The sequence below is a fragment of the Micrococcus luteus NCTC 2665 genome (assembly GCF_000023205.1).
Lineage (GTDB): Bacteria > Actinomycetota > Actinomycetes > Actinomycetales > Micrococcaceae > Micrococcus > Micrococcus luteus.
The window spans coordinates 1749809-1763189 of record NC_012803.1 but is presented as its reverse complement, the minus strand read 5'-3'; the positions used below and the strand labels follow the sequence as shown (position 1 = coordinate 1763189).

Below are 13381 nucleotides of genomic sequence, written 5' to 3'. Positions count from 1 at the left end.
ACGCTCAACTGGGAAGAGCCGTGAAAGCCATGCTGCACTCGGTCTATGACCAGCCCGATGCGGCCAGCGTGCACGCGCAGTTCGACCGGCTCCTGGACTACGTGAGCGAGAAGCTGCCCACCGTGGCTGAGCACCTCGACGCCGCCCGGGCGGACATCCTGGCCTTCACCACGTTCCCGAAGGACGTCTGGACGCAGGTCTGGTCGAACAACCCGGCCGAGCGGCTCAACCGGGAGATCCGCCGTCGCACCGACGCGGTGGGCATCTTCCCCAACCGGGCGGCCATCGTCAGGCTAGTGGGTGCGGTGCTGGCCGAGCAGACCGATGAATGGGCCGAGGGTCGACGCTACCTCGGTCTCGAAGTCCTGGCCCGCTGCAGGCTCACCACCGTGACCAACACCGGAGACGAGGTGGACCCCGACACCGAACTCACCCTCGGCCTCAGCGCCTGACCCCCATGAAGGATCAGACCGCTACACCATCACGAGGGGCTTGACCGATGACGAAGGCGTAGGAGCGGCCGGCGGCCCGGTCACGGTCTGCCTGTTCGAGGGCCTCGCGCTGCCCGGCCTCCGTGAACCAGTGGGCGGGGCGCTCCGGCTCCCACGGGCCCAGGTGCTCGCGTTGGCTCCGTGCCAGGGCGGCGAGGGCCTCGGCGTCGTCGAGGACGGTAGGGCGCAGACGGACGGGCATGGATCGAGCGTAGCGACCGTGATCCCGTGCGCTGGTCAAGTGTCGAGATGCAGCGAAGTTTTCCCAGGACACGCGGCTAATTCCGTGGAAAGTGAGGCTCCTGCCGATGGCGTGACAAGTTGACTTTGCTACCGACGTCCCTGATGAGGACGTCTATGCCCGGGTGGCGATGAGGATTCAGTGTGTGGTTGTGGTCTGCTGGTAGACCGTCAGGCGGGGGGATCCCTCAATTTCGGCATAGGTGCTGGACATGATGCTGTCGAAGGGAGGCTCGTTTCCTCGGCGGGCATGTGCCCGGTAGACGAGGGTGGCCGCGCCGGGACCGGCGGGTATCAGGCGCTCATCGGTGATGGTGTAGCTGTCCCATGCCGGCGCGCCGTTCAGAGAGGTCTGAACGGCGGCCCGGTCGAGGACGGCTCCGTTGACGAGGATCATGACACCGTCATCAGCCATGAGCTGCCCGTAGAAGTCGGCGCCGCGTGAGGAGCACAAAGCGTCCCATCCCGCATGCTCAAGGTTTATCAGCGTGTGAAGCTCCAGAGTGGCCATGGGACTACCTAACAGTTAGGTCATGCGTGTTGTCGAGATGCGGCGAAGGTTGCACCAGGCGCGCTGTTCCTTGCCCAGGGGCTAGAACCCCGGGCATGCTCCTCCGGCCGAAGTCCGTAGGAGTACGCCCTCCGTGTGCGCATCATGTCTCGCCTGTTGCCGTCCAGCCGCGCTGCCCATCGCCGTCGTAGCCCGCGGTCAGGATGGATCCATCGCTACGCAGGCCGAGCGAATGGCGTGACCCCGCGGCGATGGCCACGACCTTGCGCCAGGCCTGCGTGCGGCACTGCCCGTGGCTGTCGTCGCCGGCCGCGAGAACGCGCCCATCCTTCATCAATCCGAGCACATGATGGCTGCCGGCAGAGACAGCCCTGATGTTTCGCCAGCGGCGGGCCTCGGTAAGGCCCGCGGTGGCGTCGCCGCAGGCCACCACGGTGCCGTCGTTTTTGACGCCCAGGGTGTGGAGGTAGCCGGCCGCGACGCCCACGATGTCGGTCCAGCCGGTCACGTCGACTTGGCCGCGCGTGTTCAGGCCCGCCGCCACCACAGTCCTGTCTGATCGGAGTCCCACGGAGTGCCAGTCCCCGGCGGAGACCACGACGATCTCGGACCAGTCCTCCACGTCGCACGCCCCCTCGTCTCTCCGGCCTGCGGCCGTCGCGGTGCCGTCGGCGCGTACCCCCAGGGTGCGGCGCCATCCGGCGGCGACGCCCACCATCCCGGTCCACTCGGTGACCTCGCACTGGCCGTGCGCGTTCCATCCCGCGGCGAGGACCGTGCCGTCGGCGCGCAGCCCGACCGAGTGGGAGCGGCCCGTGTTCCGCGCGCCGTGCACGTTCCCGGCGGCCACGGCGACGACCTCGCTCCAGCCTGCCACGGCGCACTCGTCCACACCCGGTGGGCCCGCGGCCAGGACACGACCGCCGTCGACGACGACCAGCGAGTGCCGCCGGCCGGCCGCGAGGAGGCCCCGCTGGCCAGTCACCGGGTGATCTTCCGCAGGGGAGTCCAGCCCACGGGGAGCGGCCCGCGGATGGCGGCCCGTTCCCGGTCCGCCTCGTGGGACCACCCCTGCGCTTGCTTGCCTGTCCCCACCGGGCCGCGGGCCATCCGAAGGCCGACGTCCTCGAGGACGGCGTCGGGGGCGCTGCCGCGGCGGACGGAGGCGCGCACGCTCCAGGGCTCGTCGGCCCAGCCGCCGCCGCGCAGGGTGCGGTAGTCGCCGTAGCGGGCGGGATCGGCGTAGTCCCAGCACCATTCCCAGACGTTGCCGAGCATGTCGTGCAGGCCCCAGGGGTTGGCCTTCTTCCGGCCGACCGGCTGGGGTCCCTCGTGGTGATCGAGGCTGGTCCAGGCGATGTCCTCGAGCGGCCCGTAGGTGGGTGACGTCGCGCCAGCGCGGCAGGCGTACTCCCACTCGGCCTCGGTGGGCAGTCGGTAGCCGTCGGCGGTGGGGTCCCAGGTGACCGTGCGCCCGTCCGCAGCGCGCGTGTAGGCCGGCCGCAGGCTCTCGGCCAAGGAGAGCGCATTGCAGAGGGCGATGGCGTCGAACCAGGTCACCGGCGTGGATGGCAGGCCGGTGTCCGGGTCATGGAGGGGATGGGTGGCGATCTCGAAGGGCTCCAGGTCGACCTCCCGTGTGGTTCCGCGGCGGGCGTCGCGCAGGGTGATTTTTCCCGAGGGTAGGGGAGTCATTGCGGGCTGGGGCATAGGGCCAGCGTGGCACATCGGTTTCCCGGCAAGTCGGGCGGCGAGAGGGAGTCACACGGCCCGAGCTGTCAAGATCTGGAGCGTTCTTCGGCGTATGAATCAAATTGGCGCGTTTTGGAACTCTTCGCTGCATCTCGACAACATTTGTGCAGTTTTCGCTGCATCTCGACAATCGAGCCGTTTCTGGAAGGTTGTCGAGATGCAGCGAAGAGTTCACACGACGCGCGGTGAACTCTTCGCATATCAGGCGGGATCCGGTCGGCGTGAAATCTGGGTGTCCCGGTGGGCGCTCCCGCGCGCCCCAGGGCCCGCCAGAAACGTACGGGCGGCTGCCGCTCTGGCGGGTCGGTTGTGGCGAGTCATGTGGCGGGCGGACAGGGTCGGAAGTAGTGCCCCATAGAGTGGTGTAGCGCACGGTGACTGGGCACGTCGTTCCGGATGTGGACGCGGCCACCGTGTGATCCTTCGAGTCAACCTTCCACAGAATCCTCGAACGGAGTCATCACGATGACCGCTCCTCATATTGTCGACCCTGCCGGCCTGCTCGGCGAAGCCCTGTCCGAAGCATCCCCGGATTTGATGCGTTCGTTGCTGCAGACCGTGATCAACTCCCTGCTCTCCGCTGACGCCGACGCGGTGGTCGGCGCCGAATGGGGTAAACCCACCCCGGGCCGAGCTACCCAGCGCAACGGGTACCGGCACCGGGACCTGGACACCCGGGTCGGGACCCTGGACGTGGCGATCCCCAAACTCAGGTCGGGCACGTACTTCCCGGAGTGGCTGCTCGAGCGCCGCAAAAGGGCCGAATCCGCGCTGATCACGGTGGTCGCCGACTGCTACCTGGCCGGGGTCTCGACCCGGCGGATGGACAAACTGGTCAAGACCCTCGGGATCAACGCGCTGTCGAAGTCCCAGGTCTCGCGGATGGCCACCGAGCTGGACGAGCAGGTCGAGTCCTTCCGTCATCGCCCGCTCGGGGAGGCTGGGCCGTTCACGTTCGTGGCCGCCGACGCGCTGAGCATGAAGGTCCGCGAGGGCGGCCGGGTGGTCAACGCCGTGGTGCTGCTGGCCACCGGGGTCAATGGTGACGGCCACCGCGAGGTCCTCGGCCTGCGGGTGGCCACCTCGGAGACGGGGTCGGCGTGGAACGAGTTCTTCGCCGACCTGGTGGCCCGGGGCCTGACCGGAGTCCGCCTGGTCACTTCCGACGCCCACACCGGGCTCAAGGACGCCATCGCCGCGAACCTGCCCGGAGCGACCTGGCAGCGGTGCCGGACCCACTACGCGGCGAACCTGATGGGCATCACCCCCAAGTCCATGTGGCCGGCCGTGAAGGCCATGCTGCACTCGGTGTATGACCAGCCCGACGCCGCCAGCGTGGACGCCCAGTTCGACCGGCTGCTGGACTACGTCAGCGAAAAGCTGCCCGCGGTGGCCGAACACCTCGATGGTGCCCGGGCGGACATCCTGGCGTTCACCACGTTCCCCAAGGACGTGTGGACCCAGATCTGGTCGAACAACCCGGCCGAACGGCTCAACCGCGAGATCCGGCGTCGCACCGACGCCGTGGGCATCTTCCCGAACCGGGCAGCGATCGTGCGCCTGGTCGGGGCGGTGCTGGCTGAGCAGACCGATGAGTGGGCCGAGGGCCGCCGCTACCTCGGCCTCGAGGTGTTGGCCCGCTGCCGCCTCACCACCGTGGACGACACCGGGAACGAGGTGAACGCCGAACCGGAAACCACCCTCGAACTCAGCGCCTAACAGCACCAATGGAGGATCAGAGCGTTACACCACTACTCGGGACTTGACCTACTACGGTCAAGCCCCATGAAGTGGTGTAGCGGCTGATTCCTTCGTTGGGGTTGTCAGGCGCTGAACTCGAGGGCGGGCGCGGTGTCGGGGTTCACCTCGCTTCCCGTGTTGCTGACGGTGGTGAGTCGGCAGCGGGCCAGGACCTCCAGGCCGAGGTAGCGACGGCCCTCGGCCCACTCGTCTGTCTGCTCGGCCAGCACCGCGCCCACCAGTCGTACGATGGCCGCCCGGTTGGGGAAGATGCCCACGGCGTCGGTGCGGCGGCGGATCTCGCGGTTGAGCCGTTCGGCCGGGTTGTTCGACCAGATCTGGGTCCAGACGTCCTTGGGGAATGTGGTGAACGCCAGGATGTCGGCCCGGGCAGCATCGAGGTGCTCGGCCACCACGGGCGTGTCAACTTGTCTGTGTAAGCGGGGTGGTCACAGGTAGGGGTTGATCCGGTCGGGGTAGGCCGCGGCGAGCTGGGCGAGGGCCTGCTTCCAGTTCGTGACGGCCTGACCTTCGACGAGCCGGCCCTGGGCTTTGCGCTGGCCGGCGGGTTTGCCCCGGTCCCGAGCGCGTTCGGCGGCGCGTTTGTCTTCGATGTTGCAGATCGCCAGCCAGAGCAGCTTCACCGCCGCCTCGGTCGAGGGGAAGTGGCCGCGGTTCTTGGTCACCTTCCGTAGCTGGAAGTTCAGCGACTCGATGCTGTTGGTCGTGTAGATGACCTTGCGGAGCATGGGTGGGAACTGCAGGAACGGGATGAACCGCTCCCAGGAGTTCGCCCAGGTCGCGGCTGCAGACGGGTACTTCGTGCCGAGCTCGGAGGCCTCGAACTCGGCCAGCGCCTTCCTCGCGGTCTCTTCGTTGGGGGCGGTGTAGATCGGCTTCAGCGCGGCGGCGACCTTCTTGCGGTCCTGGTAGGCCACGAACCGCATCGCGGCCCGGATCAGGTGAACCACGCAGGTCTGGACCATCGAGTCCGGCCACGTCGCCTCGACCGCCTCCGGCAGGCCCTTGAGCCCGTCGCAGCACACGATCAGCACGTCCTGCACGCCCCGGTTGGCGAGATCGGCGCAGACGTGGGCCCAGAACGCCGAGCCCTCGGTGTCCTGGACCCAGATCCCCAGCACGTGCTTGATGCCCTCGAGGTCCACGCCGACGGCGATGTAGGCGGCACGGTTGAGGACCTGGCTGTTCTCTCGGATCTTGATCCGGATTGCGTCGAGATAGATCACCGGATAGAACTCCTCCAGCGGCCGCGACTGCCACGCCAGGACCTCTTCGCTCACGGCGTCGGTGATGTTGGAGATCGTCTCGTGCGACAGGTCCGTGCCGATCGTGGAGGCCAGGTGGTGCTGGATGTCCCGGATCGTCATTCCGCCGGCATAGAGGCTGATGATCATGTCATCCAGGCCCCCGAGGCGCCGCTGGCCCTTGGGCACCAGGCGCGGGGTGAACGACCCGCCCCGGTCTCGCGGGACGTCCAGCTCGATCGGCCCGACCTCGGACTCCACGGTCTTCGGGGTGGTCCCGTTGCGGGAGTTGGCGTGCTTCAGCGCCTCGCTCGAGCCCTTCTCGTAGCCCAGATGGCTGGTCAGCTCGGCCTGCAGGCCCCGCTCGAGCGCGGCCTTGACCAGCGCGGGCACGAACCCGCCGTCACCGGTGAGCTCGACGCCGCCCGCGTCGATCTGCGCGAATAGGGAATCAAGCTGCCCTGAGGCTTTCAGCTGCTCGACCAGGTCCTGGCCCGAGGGCTCGCCTGGGTTCTTCTCGTCGGTCATGGTCATGATTCTTACCGTTCCTCTCGGTACGGCTTACACAGACCATCTGACACGCCCGCGGGTGGCGGACTGCGCGCCGCACCCCGCCACGCAACACCAGGTGGGGACGCCGTAGCCCGGCCCCCGGATCACGAAAGCAAGGAGTTCTGCATTCGGCAGGGTGCCTCCCGAGTTCGACCTCGCCGACTGGTACATAAGCAGGCACCACATCGCGCCGGAGGAGGCCCCCATGTCCATCAGTGCCAGTGAAGCCCGCAAGACCCTGTTCCCGCTCATCGAGCGAGTGACTGCGGACCGCGACGCCGTCGAGATCGTCTCCCGCAAGGGCAACGCCGTTCTCATGCCCGCGGACGGGGACGCCTGAATGCGCCTCGTGTCGGACCGCTCCGCCTGGGATGACTGCACGCACTGGCAGACCACGGACCGCAAGGTCCTCCAACGGATCAACACCCTCATCGACGCCGCCCTGCGTGATCCCCTCGACGGGATCGGCAAACCCGAGCAGCTGAAGTACGGCGCGGCCGGGGCATGGTCCCGACGCATCACGGAGGAGCACAGGCTCGTCTACCTCGTCGACGGCGAGGACCTGATCATCCTCCAGGCGAGGTATCACTACTGACATGCGCTTCACCCAGGCCGAACTTCAGCAGTTCCGCGACCGCACCGTCCCCGACCTGCTGCCGGACCCGCTGCGGCTGCTGTTCATCGGCATCAACCCCGGCCTGTGGACCGCCGCCACCGGTGCGCACTTCGCCCGCCGCGGCAACCGCTTCTACCCGGCCCTGCACCGCGCCGGGCTCACCCGACACCTGATCGACGCCTCCGACGGCTACAAGGCCGAGGACCTCGCCGAGCTGCACGCCCGCGGCATCGGGATCTCCAACCTCGTCCCGCGTGCCTCCGCCCGCGCCGACGAGCTCACCGCGGAGGAGCTCGCCGCCGCCCCCGCCCGCCTTGACGCGCTCGTGGCAGCGCATGCGCCGGCCGTCGTCGCCGTGTTGGGGGTGACGGCCTACCGGCAGGCGTTCGGACGCCCGAAGGCGGCGCTGGGGGAGCAGGAGACGCCGTGGCCGGGCACGCGGCTGTTCGTGGCGCCGAACCCCAGCGGGCTCAACGCTCACGCCACCCTGGACTCGCTCGCCGCGGACTACCGCGCGGCCGGTGCCGCGGCGGGGCTCGTGGACTGAGTGCACCCGATGTCCCTGCGGTCGCGCTGCACGCCCGCTGGGATCTCCGATCGGGTGGGCACCGTGCGCACACGAGCCAACACCTCGCTCCTGGGCCTCGGCCTGACCGCCGCGGCCCTCGTGGGCTGCCAGACGCAGACGCGGACCTCGACGTGCTCCACCGACGCCACCCTGCGCAGCTGCGAGATCCCGTGTCAGGCAACGCGGTCCAGGACCTGCCCTTCCCCGTCTCCGGGCCGATCCTGCGCGCCGTCGGCGAGAACTCGCTGGACTTCACGATCAGCCGGACGCGCTGACGCCTCGGGCCCGTCAGAACAGCGGCCAGGGCATGGCCGGCGTCAGCCCGCTCGGGGCAGGGAAGATCCCGTCGTCGAGCAACCGGGTGCAGCGTTCGGCGAGGGCGTCGACTTCCTCGGCACTCAACAGCTCCGCCAGCCCCTGCCCCAGCTCACCGTCGAGCCCGTCGAGAACCCGGGCGACGCCGTCGCGCTCCTCCTCGCTTAGCGCCTCGCCCAGCCATCCCCACAGCACGGTGCGCAGCTTGTCCTCCACATGGAAGGTGAGCCCGTGGTCCACCCCGTGACGGTGCCCGCCGGGCATGGCGAGGATGTGGGCGCCCTTGCGGTCGGCGTTGTTGACGAGCACGTCGAACACCGCCATGCGGCGCAGCGCCGCCGAGTCCTCGTGGGCCAGGACCAGCCGATTCCCGCCCTCGTCCTCACCCTCCAGGATCGTGAGCCACCCCGAGGCCGGCACCTCGTCCGCCGGGAACAGGTCCACGGCGTCCTGCTCAGGATCCTGCTCCTGCCAGAGCTGCACCATGCCCTCGCCGAAGGGGCCGTCTCGCAGCCAGGTGCGCGGCACGATGTCCCACCCCAGCGCCTCGGACACCAGGTGCGCGGCCACCTCGCGGCGGGCCAGGGTCCCGGCGGGGAAGTCCCAGAGCGGGGCCTCGCCGGCCACCGGCTTGTAGACCACCGAGGTGTCACCGATCGCGCCGAGGAACGTGGCGTTGGACACCGTCGTGATGCGGCCGGTGAGCGTCAGCTCCCCGGACACCAGCTCGCCGGCGGGCACGTCCGCGGGGCTCATCAGGAGTCGGGGAGAGTGCAGTCGTGGCCGTCGGGGTCGATGGGCTGGCCGCAGTCCGAGCAGAACGGACGTCCGGCGTCCACGACCTCCCGGGTGCGCCGGGCGAACGCCCGGGCGGCGCCGACGGGCATGCGGACGCGCACGGCCTCGGCGCCCGCCTCGGGCGCCGGGTCGGCGTCGTCGTCGGAGAGGGGGTGCGCGTCGATGAACACCTGCGCGGTGGTGGGGTCCCAGCCCAGGCCGATGGCCCCCACCCGGAACCACTCCTGCACCGGGTCCAGCGGATCGTTGTCCACGAGTTCCACGGGCGTGCTGGCCGGGACGCTGTGCGGGTTGCCCTCCAGCGCCATCAGATCGTCCAGGATCTCGTCGATCATCTCCGCCATCAGGGCCGACTGCTGCTTCTCCAGGGCCAGGCTCACCAGCCGGGGCCCGGTGCGCACCTGCAGGTAGAACGTGCGGGCTCCGGGACGCCCGAGCGTCCCGATCACGACCCGATCCGGCCAGTCGAACTCATGGACGGGGGCAGGTGCATCAGTCATGCCACGATCCTAGGCGTCTGCCCGTCCACCGCACCGGCGCCCGTGCCCGCACCGCCGCCCACCGGTGCGTCGTCGGACGGGCCGAGGGTCGCCAGCCAGGACAGGTCCCCGGCGTCGGTATTGGTCGCCCAGACCCGCGGTCGGCTCGGTCCGTAGCTCACGATGGACACGGAGGCGGGCCCCACCTCGATCCGCTGGAACAGGTCCAGGTGCGTGCCGAGCGCATCGGCCAGGATCGACTTGATGACGTCCCCGTGGCTCACCGCCACCCACACCGCCCCGGGCCCGTGCTCGGCCTCGACCGCGGCGTCGTGCCGGCGGATCGCCGCCACCGCGCGGGCCTGCATGCCGGCCATGGACTCCCCGCCGGGGAAGACGACGGCGGAAGGTTGGGTCTGCACCGTCGCCCACAGGGGCTCGGTGGCCAGGTCGCTGAGCGCGCGCCCCTGCCACTGGCCGTAGTCGCACTCGGTGAGGTCGTCGTCGACCAGCGAGGACACCGTCCCCGGCTGGCGATCGAGGAGGGCGCGGGCCGTCTGCGCGCACCGCTCCAGGGGACTGGCCACCACCGCGGCCACGGGCACGGCCGCGATGCGGTCCGCGGTGCGGGCCGCCTGCTCCCGTCCGTGCTCGTCCAGGCTGACCCCGGGGGTCCGGCCTGCCAGCAGTCCCGTCGCATTGGCCGTGGTGCGGCCGTGCCGCACGAGGAGAACCGTAGCCATGGCCTCAGCGTAGCGAGGGGATGCCCGCCTCTCGCGGACAAAGCCTCGCGGCCATGACGCAAAGGGTCAGTGACGCAACGCGAGCACGCCTATGCCCGGCAAGGCTGACGCCCGTCTGCAGGCCTCGAACGCCCGGAGCAGGCCCTCGAGGCCTAGGACGGCGCCCTGCTGCTTGTCACCCACGACCGCCGCATGCTCGAGGCCGTCCGACTCGACCGCCGCTGATACCCTCCCCCGGTAGTCAACCTCCTGCTCTCGGTGACGTTCGCGTGCGGCGTGGCGATCGCCGGGCTCCACGTGGTGAACCGGCGGTTCATCGCGCCGATGTACGACGTCGTCCTCAACCTGGCCGCGTTCCTCGCCGCCGTCGCCTCCTCCGTGCTCCTGGGGCACGTGCTGCCCGCGGTGTTCGCCGCGCTGGCCGTGCTCGCCTGGCTGATCCTGGCCGTCCGCACGGTGCGCGCCCGCCGCGCGGGACATAAGCTGGAGGTGACCGCCGGGCGGCTCGTCGCCGTCGACACGCGGCCCAGCAAGGCCGACGGCCGGATCGGCCTGCGCTTCCTCTTCCGAGCCGTCCACCCGCTCACTGCCGCGGACGTCGCCGCCATCCGCCTGCAGGAGGACGAGGCCTCCGAGCATCGCTTCGTGACGTGCCAGGAGGCCCGGAAGCTCCTGCGCCCGGCGATCGCCCGCCGCGTCGACGCCGCCTGGGACGCCGCGCACTGCGTCTACCTGGAGGACGGGCGTCCCGCCGCGGGGGTGGATCAGCCGGCGGGCTGAGGCCCGGCCCCCGGCCGGACGAGCGGTGCCCGGCGGCGTCCCCGTCCCGGATGAGGTCCGCTGCCTGATCTGCGGGCGTGATCGTGGCGGCGCGGTCAGGAGGGTGGACGCGGGACGAGACGGTGCGCCCAGGCAACGGCGGGACGGTCCCACGGACGGCGCTGCCGTGTTCTCCGCATCCGTGATCGACGACGCCACAGGCGTCAACATGGGCATCGGCTTCCTCGGCGTCGCCCTCGTCTTCGGCCTGACCGTGGTGGCCATGGCCTACGCCGTGGGTCACGTCTCCGGCGGTCACTTCAACCCGGCAGTCACCCTGGGTGCGGCGCTCGCGGGTCGTCTGCCGTGGAAGCTCACTGTGCCGTACTGGATCGCCCAGCTCGTGGGCGGCGTGGCGGCCGGCGGCGTGCTGCTGGCGATCGCCTCCGGTCGTCCGGGCTACTCGCTTGCGGAGAACGGCCTGGCCACCAACGGCTACGGCGAACTCTCGCCCGCCGGCTACTCGATGGGCGCGGTGTTCCTGACCGAGGCGCTGCTGACCGCCGTGTTCCTCTACATCATCCTCGGCGCCACGGACCGCCGTGCTCCGTCCGGCTTCGCGCCGCTGGCCATCGGCCTGACCCTCACGCTGATCCACCTGATCTCCATCCCCGTGTCGAACACCTCCGTGAACCCCGCTCGCTCCTGCGGCGTGGCCCTGTTCGCAGGCGGGGACGCCCTCGGCCAGGTCTGGCTGTTCTTCGTGGCCCCGTTGTTGGGCGCCGCGGTCGCCGGTCTCAGCTACCGCTTCGTCTTCCCCAACTCCTCCCGGATGACCGAGGAGCTGCCCGAGCCCGCCGCCGACGGGACGCGTGACGCCGTCTGACCCCTGCCATTCGGACCTTGCCCTCACCGCCCCTTCTCTTCCCGCACCTCCTTGGAACGCAGCAGGCGCGGCGCCGTCGTCAGCGCCAACCCGCCGAGGATGTTCAGGGGGATCACCCACCACACCCAGCTGAGCCACTCGAGTCAGCCCACGCCGTGCGCTCCGGACAGGATGGCTCCGATGATGAGGATCGAGTCCATCACCGAATGGAAGAGCGAACCGCCGGCGAGGACGACGGCTCCGGCGACGGACGCGACGATCATCGCCGTCGGGCTGTCCGTCCCGGCCTGCATCCGCGTCACGAGGGTGATCGCCACCCCGGCCAGGACCGCCAGGGCGGCGCCCTGCCAGCTGAAGCCGATGTCCAGGAAGTGGTGGGCGCTCTCGGCCAGGGTGCCGTGCAGGTCGGGGAACCCCGCCACCACGAGGGCGATCATCACGGTGCCGCCGAGGAGGTTCATCACGAGGGTCACCGCCCACAGACGCAGCAGCTCCACCCACGTGCCCCGGCCGGCGGCGATCGCGGTGATCGGGTAGTAGAACCCCTCCGTGAAGAGCTCGGAGTGGGCGAGGAACAGGCTGACCAGGCCGATGGAGAACGCGAGTCCGGCCAGCAGGTGGCTGCCCGTCTCGTGGAGCGTGAGCAGGTACGCGAGCAGGCCGATCGTGATCTCGACGCCGCCCAGGAACTCGGTGGTCGTCAGGACGGTGAGGGACCGATGCAGGCGTTCCGCGCCCTCGTCTGCCGCCGCCCTGTGGGCCGCCGGCCTGCCGGAGACGGACTGACCGGCATCGCTCCCTTCACGGTCATGTCCGTGGCACACTGGGCCCATGATGCATGACGAACGGCCCACGGGTCGGCTGGGCCTCGCCCTGGGCGGCGGAGGAGCGCGCGGGCTGTGCCACATCGGGGTCTGGCGGGTGCTCGAGGAGCTCGACATCCGCCCGGACGTGCTCGCGGGAACGAGCATGGGCGGCCTCCTCGGCGCGCTCATAGCCGCCGGTCATGACGCCGCCTCGCTCGAGAAGATCGAGCGGAGCGTGGACTGGCCGCGGCTCATCAACTGGGGCCTGACCGGCGGCATCCTCTCCAGCGAGAGGCTGCGGGCCTGGCTCCGCGAGCTGCTCCCGGACACCTTCGAGGAGCTGCAGATTCCCCTGGTGCTCACCGCGGCCGACGTCGTCGAGGGCCAGACCCGCTACCTGCACACCGGGGACCTCATCACCGCGATCCAGGCGACCACCGCCTACCCCGGCGCGCTGGAGCCGGTGACCGTGGGGGACTCCGTGCTGGTGGACGGCGGCATCCTCAATCAGATCCCGGTGGACGGGGTGCGCTTCCTGGGCGCGCAGCGGGTGATCGCCGTCGATGCCACCACGCTCGAGCCCCTGGAGCGGCCGGAGCCCGGGGCGCGCACCCGCACCCGCCGTTCGCCCGCCACGTCGCTGCGCCAGGCCATGCGGGCGATCGACGTCATGCAGGCCCAGCTCACCACCGTCCGGCTCTCGCTCTACCGGCCGGACGTGCTCATCAGCCCGCCGATCGAGGGGATGACGGTCGCGGACTTCCGCAGCTCCGGCGTCGCCATCGCGGCGGGAGAGGAGGCGACGCGCGCCCGGGCCGAGAAGCTCGTGGAGCTCAGTCGCGGCAGAATGGCCTGACGCC

Annotated in this window: 15 protein-coding genes and 4 pseudogenes; 9 read left to right on the top strand and 10 right to left on the bottom strand. The window is 70.1% G+C overall.

Annotated elements, in window-relative coordinates:
* Nucleotides 1–17: 17 nt before the first annotated feature.
* Nucleotides 18–452: pseudogene (locus MLUT_RS19570) on the top strand (IS256 family transposase); the annotation flags it as partial.
* Nucleotides 453–465: 13 nt separating this feature from the next.
* Here MLUT_RS19570 and MLUT_RS19565 read toward each other — a convergent pair.
* The 4 genes from MLUT_RS19565 to MLUT_RS19550 all read right to left on the bottom strand — a co-directional run bounded on the left by MLUT_RS19565 (nucleotide 466) and on the right by MLUT_RS19550 (nucleotide 2952).
* Nucleotides 466–693: a hypothetical protein gene (locus MLUT_RS19565; protein ID WP_010080479.1), complete on the bottom strand. Its 228-nt coding sequence runs from the start codon at nucleotides 691–693 to the stop codon at nucleotides 466–468.
* Between the two features lie 177 nt (nucleotides 694–870).
* Nucleotides 871–1242 (bottom strand): nuclear transport factor 2 family protein, encoded by a 372-nt coding sequence (locus MLUT_RS19560; RefSeq protein WP_010080480.1) that lies wholly within the window; start codon nucleotides 1240–1242, stop codon nucleotides 871–873.
* Between the two features lie 142 nt (nucleotides 1243–1384).
* Nucleotides 1385–2119, bottom strand: coding sequence for an RCC1 domain-containing protein (locus MLUT_RS19555; RefSeq protein ID WP_231936600.1), 735 nt, complete (start codon nucleotides 2117–2119; stop codon nucleotides 1385–1387).
* A 104-nt stretch (nucleotides 2120–2223) separates the two neighbouring features.
* Nucleotides 2224–2952, bottom strand: a complete 729-nt coding sequence (locus MLUT_RS19550; RefSeq protein WP_370622430.1) for a formylglycine-generating enzyme family protein — start codon at nucleotides 2950–2952, stop codon at nucleotides 2224–2226.
* Between the two features lie 507 nt (nucleotides 2953–3459).
* Here MLUT_RS19550 and MLUT_RS19545 point away from each other — a divergent pair.
* Nucleotides 3460–4713, top strand: coding sequence for an IS256-like element ISMlu1 family transposase (locus MLUT_RS19545; RefSeq protein WP_010078638.1), 1254 nt, complete (start codon nucleotides 3460–3462; stop codon nucleotides 4711–4713).
* A 104-nt stretch (nucleotides 4714–4817) separates the two neighbouring features.
* On the opposite strand, the pseudogene MLUT_RS19540 reads toward MLUT_RS19545, so the two are convergent.
* Nucleotides 4818–5153, bottom strand: a pseudogene (locus MLUT_RS19540) (transposase); the annotation flags it as partial.
* A gap of 30 nt (nucleotides 5154–5183) precedes the next feature.
* A complete protein-coding gene (locus MLUT_RS19535; protein ID WP_012751024.1) occupies nucleotides 5184–6527 on the bottom strand; it encodes an IS256-like element ISMlu11 family transposase in 1344 nt (447 codons plus the stop codon).
* A gap of 229 nt (nucleotides 6528–6756) precedes the next feature.
* Here MLUT_RS19535 and MLUT_RS24100 point away from each other — a divergent pair.
* From MLUT_RS24100 to MLUT_RS19520, 3 genes and pseudogenes are all read left to right on the top strand, one after another.
* Nucleotides 6757–6879: pseudogene (locus MLUT_RS24100) on the top strand (type II toxin-antitoxin system prevent-host-death family antitoxin); the annotation flags it as partial.
* A gap of 12 nt (nucleotides 6880–6891) precedes the next feature.
* Nucleotides 6892–7146 (top strand): Txe/YoeB family addiction module toxin, encoded by a 255-nt coding sequence (locus MLUT_RS19525; protein WP_010080486.1) that lies wholly within the window; start codon nucleotides 6892–6894, stop codon nucleotides 7144–7146.
* A 1-nt stretch (nucleotide 7147) separates the two neighbouring features.
* Nucleotides 7148–7714, top strand: a complete 567-nt coding sequence (locus MLUT_RS19520) for a mismatch-specific DNA-glycosylase (protein ID WP_010080487.1) — start codon at nucleotides 7148–7150, stop codon at nucleotides 7712–7714.
* Between the two features lie 309 nt (nucleotides 7715–8023).
* Here MLUT_RS19520 and MLUT_RS19510 read toward each other — a convergent pair whose 3' ends face one another.
* Genes MLUT_RS19510 through MLUT_RS19500 form a run of 3 tightly spaced genes read right to left on the bottom strand, consistent with a single transcriptional unit; the run spans nucleotide 8024 to nucleotide 10070 of the window.
* On the bottom strand, nucleotides 8024–8806 hold the full coding sequence (locus tag MLUT_RS19510; RefSeq protein ID WP_010080489.1) for an SCO1664 family protein: 783 nt from the start codon (nucleotides 8804–8806) through the stop codon (nucleotides 8024–8026).
* Nucleotides 8806–9348, bottom strand: a complete 543-nt coding sequence (locus MLUT_RS19505) for a DUF3090 domain-containing protein (RefSeq protein ID WP_010080490.1) — start codon at nucleotides 9346–9348, stop codon at nucleotides 8806–8808. Before MLUT_RS19505 ends, MLUT_RS19510 begins: the two co-directional genes overlap by 1 nt.
* Complete coding sequence (locus MLUT_RS19500) at nucleotides 9345–10070, bottom strand: histidine phosphatase family protein (protein WP_029248323.1); 726 nt, start codon at nucleotides 10068–10070, stop codon at nucleotides 9345–9347. Before MLUT_RS19500 ends, MLUT_RS19505 begins: the two co-directional genes overlap by 4 nt.
* Nucleotides 10071–10193: 123 nt before the next feature.
* Between MLUT_RS19500 and MLUT_RS24295 the strand changes: the two are divergent.
* The 3 genes and pseudogenes from MLUT_RS24295 to aqpZ all read left to right on the top strand — a co-directional run.
* Nucleotides 10194–10295: pseudogene (locus MLUT_RS24295) on the top strand (ATP-binding cassette domain-containing protein); the annotation flags it as partial.
* A gap of 33 nt (nucleotides 10296–10328) precedes the next feature.
* Complete coding sequence (locus MLUT_RS23985; protein ID WP_010080493.1) at nucleotides 10329–10850, top strand: NUDIX hydrolase; 522 nt, start codon at nucleotides 10329–10331, stop codon at nucleotides 10848–10850.
* A gap of 166 nt (nucleotides 10851–11016) precedes the next feature.
* On the top strand, nucleotides 11017–11715 hold the full coding sequence (aqpZ, locus tag MLUT_RS19485; RefSeq protein WP_010080494.1) for an aquaporin Z: 699 nt from the start codon (nucleotides 11017–11019) through the stop codon (nucleotides 11713–11715).
* A gap of 143 nt (nucleotides 11716–11858) precedes the next feature.
* Here the strand turns inward: aqpZ and MLUT_RS19480 are convergent, their stop codons facing one another.
* Nucleotides 11859–12548 (bottom strand): formate/nitrite transporter family protein, encoded by a 690-nt coding sequence (locus tag MLUT_RS19480; protein ID WP_231936599.1) that lies wholly within the window; start codon nucleotides 12546–12548, stop codon nucleotides 11859–11861.
* Between MLUT_RS19480 and MLUT_RS19475 the strand changes: the two genes are divergently transcribed.
* Nucleotides 12547–13377 carry a patatin-like phospholipase family protein gene (locus MLUT_RS19475; RefSeq protein WP_010080497.1) on the top strand — a complete coding sequence of 277 codons (831 nt, stop codon included), beginning with the start codon at nucleotides 12547–12549 and terminating at the stop codon, nucleotides 13375–13377. The two genes, MLUT_RS19480 and MLUT_RS19475, sit on opposite strands and share 2 nt — an antisense overlap.
* The last annotated feature ends 4 nt before the right edge of the window (nucleotides 13378–13381 follow it).

Bases quoted from the DNA above. Each gene is read 5' to 3' on its own strand.
- MLUT_RS19480 (WP_231936599.1), bottom strand. From the start codon at position 12,548: ATGGGCCCAGTGTGCCACGGACATGACCGTGAAGGGAGCGATGCCGGT.
- MLUT_RS19535 (WP_012751024.1), bottom strand. From the start codon at position 6,527: ATGACCGACGAGAAGAACCCAGGCGAGCCCTCGGGCCAGGACCTGGTC.
- MLUT_RS19560 (WP_010080480.1), bottom strand. From the start codon at position 1,242: ATGGCCACTCTGGAGCTTCACACGCTGATAAACCTTGAGCATGCGGGA.
- MLUT_RS19475 (WP_010080497.1), top strand. From the start codon at position 12,547: ATGATGCATGACGAACGGCCCACGGGTCGGCTGGGCCTCGCCCTGGGC.
- MLUT_RS19500 (WP_029248323.1), bottom strand. From the start codon at position 10,070: ATGGCTACGGTTCTCCTCGTGCGGCACGGCCGCACCACGGCCAATGCG.
- MLUT_RS19525 (WP_010080486.1), top strand. From the start codon at position 6,892: ATGCGCCTCGTGTCGGACCGCTCCGCCTGGGATGACTGCACGCACTGG.
- MLUT_RS19565 (WP_010080479.1), bottom strand. From the start codon at position 693: ATGCCCGTCCGTCTGCGCCCTACCGTCCTCGACGACGCCGAGGCCCTC.
- MLUT_RS19510 (WP_010080489.1), bottom strand. From the start codon at position 8,806: ATGAGCCCCGCGGACGTGCCCGCCGGCGAGCTGGTGTCCGGGGAGCTG.
- MLUT_RS19550 (WP_370622430.1), bottom strand. From the start codon at position 2,952: ATGCCCCAGCCCGCAATGACTCCCCTACCCTCGGGAAAAATCACCCTG.
- MLUT_RS19520 (WP_010080487.1), top strand. From the start codon at position 7,148: ATGCGCTTCACCCAGGCCGAACTTCAGCAGTTCCGCGACCGCACCGTC.
- MLUT_RS19505 (WP_010080490.1), bottom strand. From the start codon at position 9,348: ATGACTGATGCACCTGCCCCCGTCCATGAGTTCGACTGGCCGGATCGG.
- MLUT_RS19545 (WP_010078638.1), top strand. From the start codon at position 3,460: ATGACCGCTCCTCATATTGTCGACCCTGCCGGCCTGCTCGGCGAAGCC.